We start from the raw sequence: 16,308 nt of genomic DNA on the forward strand, positions 1-16,308 counted from the left end.
GGGCGGCCGGTACAATGTTGAAACGGAAATTTTGATGGCCATCCTCAGCTTCCTTACCGGCTATATCATCCCCTTCGTGCTGGTCCTGTCCCTGCTCGTCTTCGTGCATGAGATGGGCCACTATCTTATCGGACGCTGGTGCGGCATCCGGGTCACCGCCTTCTCGGTCGGCTTCGGACCGGAACTTCTCGGCTTCACCGACAGTCATGGCACCCGCTGGAAGCTCTCGGCGATCCCGCTTGGCGGCTACGTCAAGTTCTTCGGCGACGACGACGCCGCGAGCCTGCCGGATGCGAGCGGCCTTGCGGGCATGAGCGAGGAAGAAAAGGCTCAGACGCTGGCCGGTGCCAAGCTCTGGAAGAGGGCCGCCACCGTCGCGGCCGGTCCGATCGCCAATTTCATCCTGGCGATTGCCATTTTCGCCGTGCTCTTCAGCGTCTACGGCAAGGTCGTCGCCGATCCCGTGGTCGCCGAGGTCCAGCCGGGAAGTGCCGCCCTTGCGGCCGGCGTTGAGCCCGGCGATCGGCTGGTGGCGCTCGACGGCTCGCGCATCCGGACTTTCGACGACGTACGGCGTTATGTCAGCATCAGGCCGGACACCCCGATCATCGTGACGGTCGAGCGGAACGGCAAGGACCTCGATCTGCCGATGGTGCCGAAGCGCTCCGAGGTCACAGACCAGTTCGGCAACAAGGTCGAGCTCGGCCTGATTGGCATCGTCACCAACGAACAGCGCGGCAATTTCCGCGTCGAGAGGTTCACGCCGCTGCAGGCTGTCGCCGAAGGTGTCACCGAGACCGGCCATATCGTCACCGGCACCTTCCGCTATATCGGAAACCTGGTGACCGGGCGGATGAAGGCTGACCAGCTCGGCGGGCCGGTCAGGGTCGCTCAGGCATCGGGCCAGATGGCGACGCTCGGCTTTGCGGCGGTGGTTCAGCTCGCAGCTGTTCTTTCCGTCTCGATCGGGCTCTTGAACCTCATGCCTGTGCCAATTCTGGACGGCGGTCATCTCGTCTTCTACGCGATCGAGGCCATCCGTGGCCGACCGCTGGGCGCGGGTGCTCAGGAGATCGCCTTCCGCATCGGGCTTGCGATGGTTTTGAGCCTCATGGTCTTCGCGACCTTCAACGACATCAGCAATCTGATCGGTTGATGTCCTTCAAATCGTAAAAGAAACCGTTTATTCACCATGTTTACAACAGTTGCGTGGCCATTGGGTCACGCAAGGGAAGTAAGTAAACAGAAATTAACGCGATGCCTTGCTTGTAGGTCAAAAGAAGGTAAAACGACACACGTGGCCGGAGTCGGGCACCACCCGCCGAGGGACAACGGGAAAAGGTAAGAATTGAAATGAAGGCTGGTTCAAAGTTTTTGAACGCAGTGTCGGCGTTTGCGCTGTCTGCTAGTGTTGTTGCATCGGGCGCAGGTGTACTGGTACTTGCTTCCGCACTTTCTGCCGAAGCGGCGGTTATCCGGAGCGTTCAGGTCCGCGGCGCACAGCGCGCCGGCGAGGAGGCTGTCCGTTCCAACCTGACCATCCGCCCGGGTGTCAACTTCTCCAACAACGACATCGATGAATCGGTCCGCAAGCTTTATTCGACCGGCTATTTCTCGGATGTCAAAATCAGTGTTTCCGGCAGCACGCTGGTCGTGTCGGTGAGCGAGAATCAGCTCATCAACCAGGTCGTGTTCAACGGCAACCGCAAGATCACGGACGACAAGCTTCAGGCAGTCGTTCAGACCCAGCCGCTTGGCCCGTACAATCAGGCATTGATCGACGCCGATATCCAGCGTCTGAGCGAAGCCTATCGCGCGATCGGCCGTAGCGACGTTCAGATCACCACCCAGACCGCCGATGTCGGCCAGGGACGTGTGAACCTTGCCTTCGTCATCAACGAAGGTGACCGCACCAAGATCGCCGACATCAGCTTCGCCGGCAACCAGGCTTATGGCGATGGCCGCCTGAAGTCGGTGCTGATCACCAAGGAATCTGGTCCGCTGTCCTTCCTGACCCGCAAGGACGTCTACAGCGAGGACAAGCTGCGCGCCGACGAGGAAGCGCTGCGCCAGTTCTATTATAACCACGGTTATCCTGACTTCCGCGTCATCTCGTCGGAAGCAGTGCTCGATGAATCGAGCAACAAGTACAATATCAACTTCACGGTCGAGGAAGGCCAGCGTTACCAGTACGGTAACGTCTCGGTGGAATCCACGGTCGAGGGCATCAGCGGCCAGGACCTCGAAGGTCTGGTCGAGACCCGCTCCGGCAACGTCTATAATGCCCGCGAAATCCAGAAGTCGATGGAAGCGATCTCCAAGCGCGTCGCCGCGGCCGGTTATCCGTTCGCTCGCGTCACGCCGCGCGGCGACCGCAACATGGAAAACCACACGATCGGTGTTTCCTACCTCGTCGACCAGGGCGAGCGCGCCTATGTCGAGCGCATCGAGATCCGCGGCAATACCCGTACGCGTGACTATGTCATCCGCCGCGAGTTCGATTTCAGCGAAGGCGATGCCTTCAACCAGGAAATGATCTCGCGCGCCAAGCGTCGCCTTGAGGCGCTCGGTTATTTCACGACCGTCAATATCTCGACCTCGCAGGGCACTTCGCCTGACCGCGTCGTCATCGTTGTCGATGTCGAGGACCAGCCGACCGGTTCGTTCGGTATCGGCGCCGGTTACTCCGCAGGCGGCGACGGCTTCCTGCTCGAAGCTTCGATCGAAGAAAAGAACTTCCTCGGCCGCGGCCAGTTCATCCGCGTCGCAGTCGGCGGTGGTCTCGACGAAGCCCGCAGCTACAACCTTTCGTTCACCGAGCCCTATTTCCTCGGTTATCGTCTGGCGGCCGGTTTCGACCTGTTCAAGAGCAAGACCTCTTCGAACGAGTATTACGACTACGATGAGCAGGGCGTCACCCTGCGCGTAACGGCGCCGATCACCGAAGATCTGGCGACCACATTCCGCTACACCTACAAGGAAATCCAGTACGACAACGACGGTGCCTTCGGTACCGACGGCGTCCCTGGCACCGCGGACGATAACCTTTCGTCGCCCTACATCTCGATGATCGACCAGGGCAAGTTCGTTCAGTCGTCGATTTCGCAGACGCTGACCTACAACACGCTCGACAGCCAGACGTTGCCGCGCGAAGGTATCTACGCGACGATCACGCATGAATATGCCGGTCTTGGCGGCGACTCCGACTTCTACAAGATCTCCGGTCGCGCCCGTTATTTCCAGCTTCTGTCGACCGAAGCTGACCTGATCGGCTCCATCGCAGTCGGGGCCGGCCATGTGGTCTCCACTGGCGACAATCTGCATGTCTTCGACCAGTTCACGATCGGCGGTCGTCAGATCCGCGGCTTCGAGAACGACGGTATCGGTCCGCGTACGACCGATCACGGCGATGCGCTCGGCGGCACGACCTACTTTACGGCCTCCGCCGAAATGACAATGCCGATGCCGGCTGTTCCGGAAGACTTCGGCCTGCGTGCTGCCGTCTTCGCCGATGCCGGTACCCTTTACGGCAATGATGTCCCGCTCGGCACCAGCGCTGCGCAGGGCACCAGCATGAACTGGCGCGCGTCGGTCGGTGCGGGTATCATGTGGGCGTCGCCGTTCGGCAACATCCGCTTCGACTATGCGCATCCGGTCATGAAGGAAGACTTCGACGAAACCCAGGAATTCCGGTTCAGCATGGCGAACCAGTTCTGATCATTTCCGCTCGCGGTTGCGGGCGGAAATCTGTTCTGGAGCTTTAGCTTTATGGACCACAATGAATTCTTTCCGCCGCATGATGGCGTGAGCCTGCGCGAGTTGGCCGCCCTTCTTGGGGCTGAACTGCTTGATGGCAGCGCCGGCGATCGGTTGATCCGTTCCGTTGCACCCGTTGCGCGGGCAGGCGAGGGCGAGATCTGTTATATCCTGTCCCGGAAAAGCCGTCACGAACTGGAAAGCTGCAAGGCTTCCGCGATTATCTGTGATACCGCGATCCGTTCGATCATTCCGGCCTATATCCCGGTTCTGCTGACCAAGACTCCACACACGGCGTTTGCCCAGGCCGGTGCCATCCTGCATCCGGTCGCGATGCGGCCGTCTCCGATCACTTCGTTTCCCCCGGGCATTTCGCCCGCCGCGTTCGTTGATCCGACCGCCAGGATCGAACCCGGCGTCGAGATCGAGCCCATGGCCGTGATCGGCGCGCGGGCGGAGATCGGCACCGGCACCCGCATCGGCGCCGGAACCATCATCGGCGCCGACGTCAAGATCGGCCGGGATTGCACGATCGCCGCAGGGGCGAGCGTGATCGCGGCTCTCATCGGCAACGGCGTAATCATTCACAATGGCGTCCGTATCGGCCAGGACGGCTTCGGGTTTGCGCCGGGTCCGCGCGGCATGCTGAAGATCGTCCAGATCGGCCGCGTCATCATCCAGGACAATGTCGAGATCGGCGCCAACACGACGGTCGATCGCGGCGCCATGGACGACACGGTCATCGGTGAAGGCACCAAGATCGACAACCAGGTCCAGGTTGCCCACAACGTGCGCATCGGCCGCCATTGCGGCATCGCGAGCGGCGCTGGCATAGCCGGTTCGACGCGGATCGGCGACGGTGTATTGATCGGCGGCGCATCCGGTATTAATGGACACATCTCGATTGGAGACGGCGTGCAGATCGCCGCGATGAGCGGTGTGGTGGGAGATATTCCCGCCGGGGCGCGTTATGGCGGTATTCCCGCCCGCCCGATGCCGGATTTCCTCCGCGATACCGCGGAAGTCTTGATGCGTTCGGATGAGCGGGCGAAACGCAGAGGAGAGAAGAAGAATGACTGATGAGACCAAGCCGGTGCTCGGCGCGGCCGATATTCAGGAAATCATGAAGCTGCTGCCGCACCGCTATCCTTTTCTCTTGGTCGATAAGATCGTCGAGATCGACGGCGACAATTCCGCGATCGGCATCAAGAACGTCACCGCCAATGAACCGCATTTCACCGGGCATTTCCCGGAGAAGCCGATCATGCCGGGCGTGCTTCTGGTCGAGGGCATGGCGCAGACTGCCGGCGCCATCTGCGCCAGGAAAGAAGGCGAGGGCGGCAATCTCGTCTACTTCATGACCATCGACAATGCCCGCTTCCGCAAGCCGGTTGTGCCGGGCGACCGGGTCGAATTCCACGTCACCAAGCAGAAGCAGCGCGGAAATATCTGGAAATTCCATTGTGACGCGAAGGTGGACGGCGTACTTGTTGCCGAAGCCGATATCGGCGCAATGATCCGGCGCAAGGAAGAAGAATGAGCAGCATTGCAGCCAGCGCGCGTATCCATCCGTTAGCATTGGTCGAGGACGGCGCCGTCATCGGCGAGAACGTCGTCGTCGGCCCGTTTTCGCATGTCGGCCCGCGCGTTGTGCTGAAGGATGGCGTCGAGCTGCTGTCGCATGCCGTGGTGAGCGGTCGCACCGAGATCGGCCGCAACTGCCGTATCTTTCCGATGGCGATCATCGGTGGCGTTTCTCAGAGCCTTCATGAGGCGGGCGAGGATTCGACGCTGACGGTCGGCGACAATTGCGTCATGCGCGAAGGCGTGACGATGAACTGCGGCACGGTCGGCGGCGGCGGCAAGACGGTGGTCGGCAACAACTGCCTGTTCCTCGCCAATTCGCACGTTGCGCATGACTGTCAGCTCGGCAACGACATCATCATGTCGAACAACGTCATGCTGGCCGGCCACGTCCACGTGGCGGACCGGGCGATCTTGGGCGGCGGCTGCGCTGTGCATCAGTTTACCCGCATCGGCCGCCAGGCTTTTATCGGCGGACTTTCGGCCGTCAATTACGACGTCATCCCCTATGGCATGCTGAACGGCAATCCGGGCGTCCTCGGCGGCCTGAACGTGGTCGGCATGACCCGGGCCGGCATCGAGCGTGCGACGATCCATACCGTCCGCCGCGCCTTCAAGCAGATCTTCGAGGGCGAGAGCAACATCCGCACCAACGCAGCGGCGATCCGCAACGACTACGCCGATTGCAAGGAAGCGATGGAAATCCTCGATTTCATCGCGGTCGAGAGCGATCGTGCCATTTCCTCGACCTTCCGCGGCAAGGGCTGATCCCATATGGCCGGCCTACCGAGCCTTGCGCCGAAGGGCCGGCTGGCAATCATCGCCGGGAAGGGCTTCTTGCCTCTCTATGTGGCAAAAGCCGCACAGGCGGCCGGTGAAACGCCTCTGATCGTAGCGCTCGCAAACGAATCCGATAAGGGCTTCGATGGTTTCGAGGCGGTCTCCGTCGGCGTCGGCGATCTTTCGGCGATCGAACGCCTGTTTCGCGAAAAGGGCATCACCCGTGTCATCCTGTCGGGCGGCGTTGCCCGAAGGCCCGATTGGCGCGACATCCATCCGACCTTCCGTACGATCCTGAAAGTCCCCTCGGTTGTCCGCACGCTTCTTTCCGGCGGCGACGATTCGGTGCTGCAGATGGTCATCAAGCTCATTGAGGCGATGGGCTGCGAAGTGCTGGGCGCCCACGACATCGTTCCCGGCCTGCTTGCGAAGATCGGACCGCTCGGCGCCCATGCGCCGTCCGAGGACGATCGCCGCGATATCGATCGGGCGTCCGAAGCCGCCAAGCGTCTCGGCGAGCTTGATATAGGCCAGGGCGCGGTCAGCGTCGGCGGACGTGTCGTGGCCTTGGAAGGCGTCGAGGGCACGGACCGGATGCTGGAGCGGGTGACGGCATTGCGCGCCGAGGGCCGCATCTCCGCCCGCCGCAAGGGCGTACTCGTCAAGCTCTGCAAACCGCAGCAGGATATGCGCGCCGATCTGCCGACGATCGGCCCGTCGACCATCGAAAACGCCATCAAGGCCGGTCTCGCCGGCATCGCCGTGGAGGCGGGACGCGCTTTGGTACTGGAAGAAGCGAAGATGATTGCCGCGGCCGATGCTGCCGGTATTTTCGTCTGCGGCATCGATCCCGGCCTGCCGCAAGGAGGATTGTGATGGTCAAGACCTTGAAGGTCGGCGTCATAGCCGGCGAAGTATCCGGCGATCTGCTCGGCGGCGATCTGATCGTGGCCTTGAAGGCAGCCCATGACGGCCCGGTCGAACTCGTCGGCGTCGGTGGCGAAGCGTTGGAGGCACAAGGCCTCAATTCGCTCTTCGAATTTTCCGAACTGTCGATCATGGGGCTGACCCAGGTGATCGCCCGCCTGCCGAACCTGATCAAGCGGATCAACCAGACGGCGGCCGCGATCGTTGCCGCCAAGCCTGACGTGCTGATCATCATAGACAGCCCCGATTTCACCCATCGCGTCGCCAGGAAAGTGCGCGCCGCTTTGCCGGACCTGCCGATCGTCGATTATGTCTGCCCGAGCGTCTGGGCCTGGAAGGAATATCGCGCCAAGGCGATGCTCGGTTATGTCGATCATGTCTTGGCTGTGCTGCCGTTCGAGCCTGAGGCCATGAAGCGTCTCGGCGGGCCGGAAACCACCTTCGTCGGCCATCGTCTGACAGCCGATCCGTCGCTCCTCAAGGTCCGCGGTATCCGGGCCGGGCGCCCGGTGAAGGAGCCGGGGGAGGAAAAGACGATCATGCTTCTGCCGGGGTCCCGTTCGGCTGAGATCAAGGCGCTGCTGCCGATCTTCGGCGAGGCGGCCCGCGAGTTCGTTGCGCGCAACGGGCCGGCCCGCTTTGTGCTGCCGACGGTTCCACGCCGGGAAAAGCTGGTGCGCGAGATCGCCGCCGGTTTCGAGGTTAAGCCGGAGATCACCGCCGATGCGGACGGGAAATGGGCGGCCTTTGCTGATGCTGATGCATCGCTTGCGGCCTCCGGGACAGTGATCCTCGAACTCGGCTTGGCCGGGATCCCGGTGGTCTCGGCCTACAAGACCGACTGGCTGATCACCATGCTCGCAAAACGCATCAAGACCTGGTCCGGCGCCCTGCCGAACCTGATCGCCGATTATGCGGTGGTGCCGGAATACGTCAACGAGGTGGTGCGGCCGGCAAGCCTGTGCCGCTGGGCCGAGCGCTTGTCCTCCGACACGATGCAGCGTCGCGCCATGCTCGAAGGTTTCGATCTTACCTGGGAGCGCCTGCAAGTGCCCGTGCCGCCGGGCGAAGCGGCCGCCGGCATCGTTCTCCAGGTTCTGGACACAAAAAAACCCGGTCGTCTCTGACCGGGTTTTTTGTTGGGTGTCGCTTGTCGGTTAACGCTTGGAAACCGGGATGTAGTCCCGCTGCGCTTCGCCGGTATAGAGCTGACGCGGGCGGCCGATGCGCTGCTGCGGATCTTCGATCATTTCGGCCCACTGGGCGATCCAGCCGACGGTGCGGGCGAGAGCGAAGAGCACGGTGAACATGGTGGTGGGGAAGCCCATCGCCTTCAGCGTGATGCCCGAATAAAAGTCGATATTCGGGTAGAGCTTCTTCTCGATGAAATACTCGTCGGTGAGCGCGATGCGCTCGAGTTCCATCGCTACCTGCAGGAGCGGATCGTCCTTGTGGCCGAGCTCGCCGAGCACTTCATGCGTGGTCTTCTGCATGATCTTGGCGCGCGGATCGTAGTTCTTGTAGACGCGGTGACCGAAGCCCATCAGGCGGAACGGATCGTTCTTGTCCTTGGCGCGGGCGATGTATTCCGGGATTTTGTCGACCGAACCGATTTCCGTCAGCATGTTGAGAGCTGCTTCGTTGGCGCCGCCGTGGGCCGGGCCCCAGAGGCAGGCAATGCCGGCCGCGATGCAGGCGAACGGGTTGGCGCCCGAGGAACCGGCAAGCCGGACCGTCGAGGTCGAAGCGTTCTGCTCGTGGTCGGCATGCAGGATGAAGATGCGATCCATGGCGCGCGAGAGCACCGGGTTGACCACATACTCTTCGCACGGAACGGCAAAGCACATGCGCAGGAAGTTCGACGCATAGTCCAAATTGTTCTGCGGATAAACGAAAGGCTGGCCGATGTGATACTTATAGGCCATCGCGGCAAGCGTCGGCATCTTGGCGATCATGCGCAGCGAAGCGACCATGCGCTGGTGCGGATCGGTGATGTCGGTCGAGTCGTGATAGAAGGCGGACAGGGCCCCGACGCAGCCGCACATGACGGCCATCGGATGGGCGTCGCGGCGGAAGCCGGTGAAGAAGCGGCTCATCTGCTCGTGCACCATCGTGTGATGGGTCACGCGATAGTCGAAGTCCTTCTTCTGCGCGGCGGTCGGCAGTTCCCCGTAAAGCAGCAGATAGCAGGTTTCCAAGAAGTCGCCATGCTCGGCCAGCTGTTCGATCGGATAACCGCGATGCAGCAGGATGCCCGCGTCGCCATCGATATAGGTGATCTTGGATTCGCAAGACGCGGTCGAGGTGAAGCCCGGGTCGTAGGTGAAGGTGCCGGTGTGTTTGTAAAGAGCGCCGATATCGACCACGTCCGGACCGATGGTGCCCGACTTGACCGGCAGATCGACTTTTCTGTCACCGATTACCAGATTTGCGCTTGTATCCGTCATGCTGATCCTCCAACCTTTTGGCGGCATGGCGCCCAAAAAGCGCCACAAGAATTAAGCGTCCACAGTTTAGCTATATGATCCGAAAGCTGATGCCAAGCTGTCGTGACGGCATTTTGTGCAGCGCGAAAAATTATTGGGCAGCGGCGTTTGCTTGGATGTCCAACTTCCTGTTGCAAGCCTTTTTCGCGCCTCGGAATTCCCGATATTTAACCGTCGGTTGACGACCGGGGAGGAAGCGCGCAGGTTGCATTGCCGCATGTCTGGCGGTTGGGCGAACAGAGCGTTTCATGCCGGAGGAAGATGCATTTCCGACGCATGTCGAGGCAGGGAAGCTGATATCCCGGCCGCCGGATCTCCGCATAAACGGAGGAGCATCCGACTCGGTCAAGGTCCGGGACCTGGCCGAGCTTTTTCCCGCGATCGAACGCCGCCCGCCCGTTCATACGTCAGGAGGGTCAGTTCGCCGCTCGACAATCCGACGTCTTGACCGGTTGCGGCGCCGTCTCCCGGTCATGCTGGAGGAGGAGGCGATCTATGGCCATGGTTTCCTTTTTCTGCCTGTTGTCGTCGGGGCAGGGGCCGCCTGCTGGTTTGCGCTGCCGCAGACCCCGGCTTTCTGGCCGTATTTCCTCCTTTTTTGCGTCTGCGCGATCTTTGTAATCGTCTCGCGCTACCGGTCCGGTGCCACGCACCTGTTGCCGCTCGCTCTCGCACTCTTCCTCGCAGGCATGATGCTGGCGCAGTTGGAGACCTGGAGGCGGGCCACCGTCATTCTCGATACGCCGGTGACGACCGAGCTCACTGGTGTGGTCGAGCGCAGGGAGAGCGACGCTCAGGGCCGTTGGCGTTATATCGTCCGCATCGAGCGGACCTCCCATCCGAAAGTCAGGCGCCCACCGCAGCGTGTATCTCTGCTGGCAAGGTCCCGCCATGAGCCTGCCCAAACCGGCGAGACGATTAGCGGCCGCGCCCGCATTTCGCCCCCGTCGGGACCCGCCTTGCCGGGCCTCAACGACTTCGCCTTTTCTTCCTATTTCGACGGCATCGGCGCAGTCGGATTTTTCTATGGAGCGCCGAAAAAGCAGGCTGCTCCCCCTTCAACCCGGAGCTGGATAAAGGACGTCGAAATCCAACTTTTCGATCTGCGCAGCGCCATCGCGACCCGTATCCGGGAGACCGTGCCCGGAGATCCCGGCGCCTTTGCCGCGGCGATCGTCACGGACGAGCGCCGGGCAATTTCCGAAGACACCACCGAGGCGCTGCGACTGTCGGGCCTCGCCCATATCGTCGCCATTTCCGGGCTGAACATGGCGCTCGCCGCCGGCATCTTCTTTGTCGGCGTGCGCACCGTGCTTTCCGTCTTCACGGGCTTCGCCCAGGCCTATCCGGTCAAGAAGATCGCCGCACTCGGGGCGCTGATGATGGCGACGGCCTATTACCTGATCTCCGGTTTCGGCGTTTCCGCCGAGCGAGCCTATATCATGATGGCGATCATGCTGGTCGCGGTGCTTTTCGATCGGCCATCGATCAGCCTGCGCAATGTCGCGCTGTCCGCCCTGGTCATCATCGCCATGTCGCCCTCGGAAATACTGGGGCCGAGCTTCCAGATGTCGTTTGCCGCCACCGCAGCCCTGGTCGCCGGCTACGCACTCTGGAAACACAGGGCGCAACGCCGCGACCCCGAACCTCTGCCGTTCCGTCACCCTGTGGTGACGCCGGTGCTGGCATCCTGGAATTTCGCGGCCGGCATCTTCGTGACCTCGCTGATCGGCGGCATCTCGACCGCCATGTTCTCAGTCGAGCATTTCCACCGCATCGCCACCTACGGCCTTGCCGCCAACCTCGCCGCCATGCCGATCATCTCCTTCGTGGTCATGCCGGCAGGGCTGGTCGGCATGTTGCTGATGCCGTTCGGCCTCGATGCGCCCTTCATGAAGCTCATGGGCATCGGCCTGGGGTGGGTGATCGCCATCGCCAAACACGTCGCCGCCTGGGGCGGCGATGTCGGCATAGGGCGACAGCATCCCTGGTTCCTGACCGTGTCGACGGCAGGTTTTCTGCTGCTGACGCTCATGAGGACGAGACTGAGATTGATAGGCTTGCCGTTGATGGTGACCGCTCTGCTGCTTTCCTGGCATGAGCGGTCGATGCCGCTGCCGGATATCCTGATCTCGGAAGACGGGACGATGGTCGCACTTGTAGACGGGGAAGGGGTCGTCACCAATCGCGCCCGCCCGCCCGACTTCGTCTACGGACAATGGAAGAGGGCGCTTCTGCTCGGCGATCCGACCAAGCCTGAAATGTCGCCATTCAGGGACAAGCCACCCGACGACAAGCGGCCCGGCGAGAAAATCAACGAGCGCCCTGAACTGACCCCGCAGCAATTCGAAACGGCAAAGTCGAAGATAAAACAGGCGCCTGCCGGCCGCTTCACCTGCGAGCCGACGGCCTGGTGTGCGGCAAGCACGGGCAAGGGCATCGTTATCGCAGTCGAGGACGGCCGTTATGCGGGTGCCGCCTGCGACGCCGCCAGTCTTGTCATTGCGCCGCGTGCCCGCTTCGACCAATGCCGGTCCGGCGCCCTGATGATCAATAGTGCCACGCTTCGCAAGACCGGCGCCCTGGAGATTTCCATCAACGGCGCGACCGACATTCGGCGCTGGCAGATCCGTGCCGCCATGGCGGGCGGAGATCGGCCCTGGAGCCGGCACCGCCACTATGATTGGCGAAGCCAAGGTTTCGATAGCTCATTGCCGGAACCGCTCCGGCAGATGATCAGTGATACCGGCGGATGAGGCCGACGAGCTTGCCCTGGATCTTCACCCGGTCCGGCCCAAAGATGCGGGTTTCATAGGCTGGGTTGGCGGCTTCGAGGGCGATGGAGGCGCCGCGGCGGCGGAAACGCTTCAGCGTCGCTTCCTCATCGTCCACCAGCGCCACGACGATATCGCCCGGATTGGCCGTATTGCTGTTGCGGATGATCACGGTATCGCCGTCGAGAATGCCGGCCTCGATCATCGAATCGCCCTTGACCTCGAGCGCATAGTGCTCGCCGGAACCGAGCATCTCGGCCGGCACGGCGATGTCATGCGTGTTGTTCTGGATCGCCGAGATCGGCACGCCGGCAGCGATGCGGCCCATGACCGGAACGGTCGTGGCGTTCGGTGAATCGTCGTTGGCGGCGGGTTTCTGAGGGGCTGCTACCGGCTGCGGCTTGCCGAGGCTTCCCTCGATGACGCTCGGCGAAAAACCGCGCCGTGGCTGCATGCTCGGCGAGTAGGCTTCCGGCAGCTTGATGACTTCGAGCGCCCGGGCCCGGTTCGGCAAGCGGCGGATGAAGCCGCGCTCCTCGAGCGCGGTGATCAGGCGGTGAATGCCGGACTTGGACGCGAGGTCGAGAGCGTCCTTCATTTCATCGAATGACGGCGGGATGCCGGATTCCTTCATGCGTTCGTGAATGAACAGAAGCAATTCCTGTTGTTTGCGCGTGAGCATCTTTTGGCATCCTCAGAGTCGGAAACAAATCCAGAACGGACACTATATGTTCCATATGTGTTCTGCAAGTCCCTAAATTTCTGTGAAGTATGATGATTTTTTCTTCATAGATGCGTGCCAGATATCTCGAGCCACACCACTTGCGCGGCGCGAGCCCGCTGCCAAAGTAGCTTTGCGATTCCAATTCCGGGGGCCCTCGCGTGAACGCAAGACCAATCGATCATCTCGTGCTGCCGGTGGCGGGACTTACCGCTGCGCGTTCCCGGCTCACGAAGCTTGGTTTTACAGTTGCGCCCGATGCTTTTCATCCTTTCGGCACGGCTAATGCTTGTGTGTTCTTCTCGGATGGCAGCTATCTGGAGCCGCTGGCTCTTGCCAATCGCCGTCATGCGAGCGCAGCCGCCAAACGCGGCAACGTTTTTACCGCACGCGATCTGGCTTTCCGCAAGGGACGCGACAGGCAGGGCTTCTCTGCGCTCGTTGCCGCCACGCGCGACGCGATGGCCGATCACGCGCGTTTCAAGATGCGTGGCGTCTCGGCAGGCGACGTGCTGGAATTCTCCCGCGCGATGACCTTGGCCGACGGTTCCGAAACCCAGGCGAGCTTCCGGCTGGCTTTTGCGGGTGATGACCGGGCGCCCGACTTCCTGATGTTTTCCTGCCAGCGGATCAATCCCCTGCCGGCCGATCGCGGCGAACTGGAGCATCATTCCAATGCGGTCATGGGGCTGAGCGAGATCATCCTGTCGGCATCGGCGCCCTCCGATTTCGCGCCCCTGGCCGAGCAGGTGCTGATGACAAAGGCCAAGCCGGAGGCTGCATCGCTCGAGCTTGCCGCGGCCAATGCCCGCATTCGCATCCTGCAGGATCACGAACTCGAAGCGGAATTCGCCCTGCCGTCGACCCCGGATGCCGAGGGGCTGCACGGCCGGGTGATCATCTTCAAGACGGCCGATCTTGCCGTGACAGAGATCACCCTTGCTGCTAATGACGTCGCATTCGTCCGCCGGGAGGGCCGTGTTCTCGTCTCGGCGGCGCCCGGCCAGGGTGTTTTGTTCGGCTTCGAGGAATAGGTTCATGGAAGTTACCGCAAATTCCAGCGTCTCCGTCGGCGAGGGAGACGGCAAGGTGGTTTTCGCGCAGGACGCAAAACTGTCGCTGATCGCCGGCCCCTGCCAGATGGAGAGCCGCGACCACGCCTTCATGATGGCAGGCGTGCTGAAGGAACTCTGCGGCAAGCTCGGCATAGGTCTCGTCTACAAATCCTCCTACGACAAGGCCAACCGCACGTCGATTTCCGGCAAGCGCGGCATCGGGCTCGAAACCGCCATGGAAATCTTCGCCGACCTCAAGAAGGAATTCGGCTTTCCGGTCCTGACCGACATTCACACGGAAGAGCAATGCGCCGTCGTGGCGGAAACGGTCGACATCCTGCAGATCCCGGCTTTCCTCTCCCGCCAGACGGACCTGCTTGTCGCAGCCGCCAAGACCGGCCGCGTCATCAACGTCAAGAAGGGCCAGTTCCTGGCGCCCTGGGACATGAAGAACGTGCTTGCCAAGTTCACCCAGAGCGGCAATCCGAACGTGCTGCTCTGCGAGCGCGGTGCTTCCTTCGGCTACAACACGCTGGTCTCCGACATGCGCTCGCTGCCGATCATGGCGTCGCTCGGCGCTCCGGTCATCTTTGACGCGACGCATTCGGTGCAGCAGCCGGGCGGGCAGGGCGCTTCGACCGGCGGCGACCGCACGATGGTGCCGGTGCTGGCGCGCGCAGCCGTCGCGGTCGGTGTCGCCGGCGTCTTTCTGGAAACCCACGAGGACCCGGACAACGCGCCCTCGGACGGCCCCAACATGGTACATCTGAAGGACATGCCGCGGCTGCTCGAAAAGCTGCTCGCGCTCGATGCCATCGCCAAGGCGGCTTGAGCCGGCCCACAAAAAGCGCGCAAACTGCTTCGATTGTAATTTTCGTGTCATTGATTATGAGACATTTTCAATGACCTCGTGACGTCAAGTCCAAACCCAGGGAGAGACCCTTGACCGCCATCACCGATATCATCGCCCGCGAAATTCTCGACAGCCGCGGCAATCCGACCGTCGAGGTAGATGTCTATCTGGAAGACGGTTCGATGGGCCGTGCGGCCGTTCCGTCGGGCGCCTCCACCGGCGCGCATGAAGCCGTCGAGCTGCGTGACGGCGGCAAGCGTTATCACGGCAAGGGCGTCGAAAAGGCGGTCGAGGCCGTCAACACCGAGATCTTCGATGCGATCGGCGGTTTCGATGCCGAAAGCCAGATCCATATCGACAAGACGATGATCGCGCTCGACGGCACGCCGAACAAGTCGCGCCTCGGCGCCAATGCAATCCTCGGCGTCTCGCTCGCCGTCGCCAAGGCTGCTGCCGAAACGTCCGGCCTGCCGCTCTACCGTTATGTCGGCGGCCCTAACGCCCATGTCCTGCCGGTGCCGATGATGAACATCATCAACGGCGGCGCCCATGCCGACAACCCGATCGACTTCCAGGAATTCATGGTCATGCCGGTCGGCGCCGATACGCTGAAGGACGCCGTGCGCATGGGCTCGGAGATCTTCCATGTGCTCAAGAAGGAACTTGCGGCCCAGGGCCATAACACCAATGTCGGCGACGAAGGCGGTTTCGCACCGGGCCTCAAGAGCGCGTCGGAAGCCCTCGACTTCATCATGAAATCGGTCGAGAAGGCCGGTTACACGCCTGGTGACGACGTCTGCCTGGCGCTCGATTGCGCCTCGACCGAATTCTTCAAGAACGGCAAGTACGAAATGGAAGGCGAGGGCCGCACGCTCGAGCCGGAAGCCATGGCCGATTACCTCGCCGAGCTTGCAGCCAAGTACCCGATCATTTCGATCGAAGACGGCATGGCTGAAGACGATTGGGCCGGCTGGAAGTACCTGACCGACAAGATCGGCGCCAAGTGCCAGCTGGTCGGCGACGACCTGTTCGTCACCAATTCGGCCCGCCTGCGCGACGGCATCAGACAAGGCGTTGCCAACTCCATCCTCGTCAAGGTCAACCAGATCGGCTCGCTGTCGGAAACGCTCGATGCGGTCGAGACGGCACACAAGGCGAGCTATACCGCCGTGATGTCGCACCGCTCGGGCGAAACGGAAGATTCGACCATCGCCGATCTTGCCGTCGCCACCAATTGCGGACAGATCAAGACCGGCTCGCTGTCGCGTTCCGACCGGCTTGCCAAATACAATCAGCTCATCCGCATCGAGGAAATGCTGGGTCCGCAGGCCGTTTATGCCGGCCGCGGCATCCTGAAAGCCTAAGGCTTTTC

The 16,308-nt window shown here is 61.8% G+C and carries 13 protein-coding genes; 11 read left to right on the forward strand and 2 right to left on the reverse strand.

Going from position 1 to position 16,308, the window contains the following annotated elements; all coding sequences use genetic code 11:
• Nucleotides 1-34: 34 nt before the first annotated feature.
• From rseP to lpxB, 7 genes are all read left to right on the forward strand, one after another.
• A complete protein-coding gene (rseP, locus tag C5L10_RS12100; RefSeq protein ID WP_105429862.1) occupies nt 35-1,156 on the forward strand; it encodes an RIP metalloprotease RseP in 1,122 nt (373 codons plus the stop codon).
• Nucleotides 1,157-1,353: 197 nt separating this feature from the next.
• A complete protein-coding gene (gene bamA, locus C5L10_RS12105; protein ID WP_105429863.1) occupies nt 1,354-3,717 on the forward strand; it encodes an outer membrane protein assembly factor BamA in 2,364 nt (787 codons plus the stop codon).
• 51 nt (nt 3,718-3,768) lie between these two features.
• Entirely contained in the window at nt 3,769-4,836 is a 1,068-nt protein-coding gene (lpxD, locus tag C5L10_RS12110; RefSeq protein WP_105429864.1) for a UDP-3-O-(3-hydroxymyristoyl)glucosamine N-acyltransferase, read from the forward strand.
• Nucleotides 4,829-5,296 (forward strand): 3-hydroxyacyl-ACP dehydratase FabZ, encoded by a 468-nt coding sequence (gene fabZ / locus C5L10_RS12115; RefSeq protein ID WP_046637708.1) that lies wholly within the window; start codon nt 4,829-4,831, stop codon nt 5,294-5,296. The genes lpxD and fabZ overlap by 8 nt, the downstream gene beginning before the upstream one ends.
• Entirely contained in the window at nt 5,293-6,108 is an 816-nt protein-coding gene (gene lpxA, locus C5L10_RS12120; RefSeq protein ID WP_105429865.1) for an acyl-ACP--UDP-N-acetylglucosamine O-acyltransferase, read from the forward strand. The genes fabZ and lpxA overlap by 4 nt, the downstream gene beginning before the upstream one ends.
• A gap of 6 nt (nt 6,109-6,114) precedes the next feature.
• Nucleotides 6,115-6,996: an LpxI family protein gene (locus tag C5L10_RS12125; RefSeq protein ID WP_105429866.1), complete on the forward strand. Its 882-nt coding sequence runs from the start codon at nt 6,115-6,117 to the stop codon at nt 6,994-6,996.
• Entirely contained in the window at nt 6,996-8,174 is a 1,179-nt protein-coding gene (lpxB, locus tag C5L10_RS12130) for a lipid-A-disaccharide synthase (protein ID WP_105429867.1), read from the forward strand. Before C5L10_RS12125 ends, lpxB begins: the two co-directional genes overlap by 1 nt.
• Before the next feature lie 30 nt (nt 8,175-8,204).
• Here the strand turns inward: lpxB and gltA are convergent, their stop codons facing one another.
• The gene (gltA, locus tag C5L10_RS12135) at nt 8,205-9,494 is read right to left on the reverse strand and encodes a citrate synthase (RefSeq protein ID WP_046637704.1); all 1,290 of its coding nucleotides are present in this window, start codon (nt 9,492-9,494) and stop codon (nt 8,205-8,207) included.
• A gap of 491 nt (nt 9,495-9,985) precedes the next feature.
• On the opposite strand from gltA, the gene C5L10_RS12140 reads away from it, so the two are divergent.
• Complete coding sequence (locus C5L10_RS12140) at nt 9,986-12,289, forward strand: ComEC/Rec2 family competence protein (protein WP_245447982.1); 2,304 nt, start codon at nt 9,986-9,988, stop codon at nt 12,287-12,289.
• Here the strand turns inward: C5L10_RS12140 and lexA are convergent.
• On the reverse strand, nt 12,270-12,989 hold the full coding sequence (gene lexA, locus C5L10_RS12145; protein ID WP_105401256.1) for a transcriptional repressor LexA: 720 nt from the start codon (nt 12,987-12,989) through the stop codon (nt 12,270-12,272). The genes C5L10_RS12140 and lexA overlap by 20 nt on opposite strands.
• Nucleotides 12,990-13,189: 200 nt before the next feature.
• Here lexA and C5L10_RS12150 point away from each other — a divergent pair, with 200 nt between their 5' ends.
• From C5L10_RS12150 to eno, 3 genes are all read left to right on the forward strand, one after another.
• Complete coding sequence (locus C5L10_RS12150; RefSeq protein ID WP_105429869.1) at nt 13,190-14,062, forward strand: VOC family protein; 873 nt, start codon at nt 13,190-13,192, stop codon at nt 14,060-14,062.
• A 4-nt stretch (nt 14,063-14,066) separates the two neighbouring features.
• Nucleotides 14,067-14,915 carry a 3-deoxy-8-phosphooctulonate synthase gene (kdsA, locus tag C5L10_RS12155; protein WP_105429870.1) on the forward strand — a complete coding sequence of 283 codons (849 nt, stop codon included), beginning with the start codon at nt 14,067-14,069 and terminating at the stop codon, nt 14,913-14,915.
• Between the two features lie 110 nt (nt 14,916-15,025).
• Nucleotides 15,026-16,300 (forward strand): phosphopyruvate hydratase, encoded by a 1,275-nt coding sequence (gene eno / locus C5L10_RS12160; RefSeq protein WP_105429871.1) that lies wholly within the window; start codon nt 15,026-15,028, stop codon nt 16,298-16,300.
• Nucleotides 16,301-16,308: the final 8 nt, after the last annotated feature.

The organism is Neorhizobium sp. T6_25 (genome assembly GCF_002968555.1).
In the GTDB taxonomy this organism is placed as follows: Bacteria; Pseudomonadota; Alphaproteobacteria; order Rhizobiales; family Rhizobiaceae; genus Neorhizobium.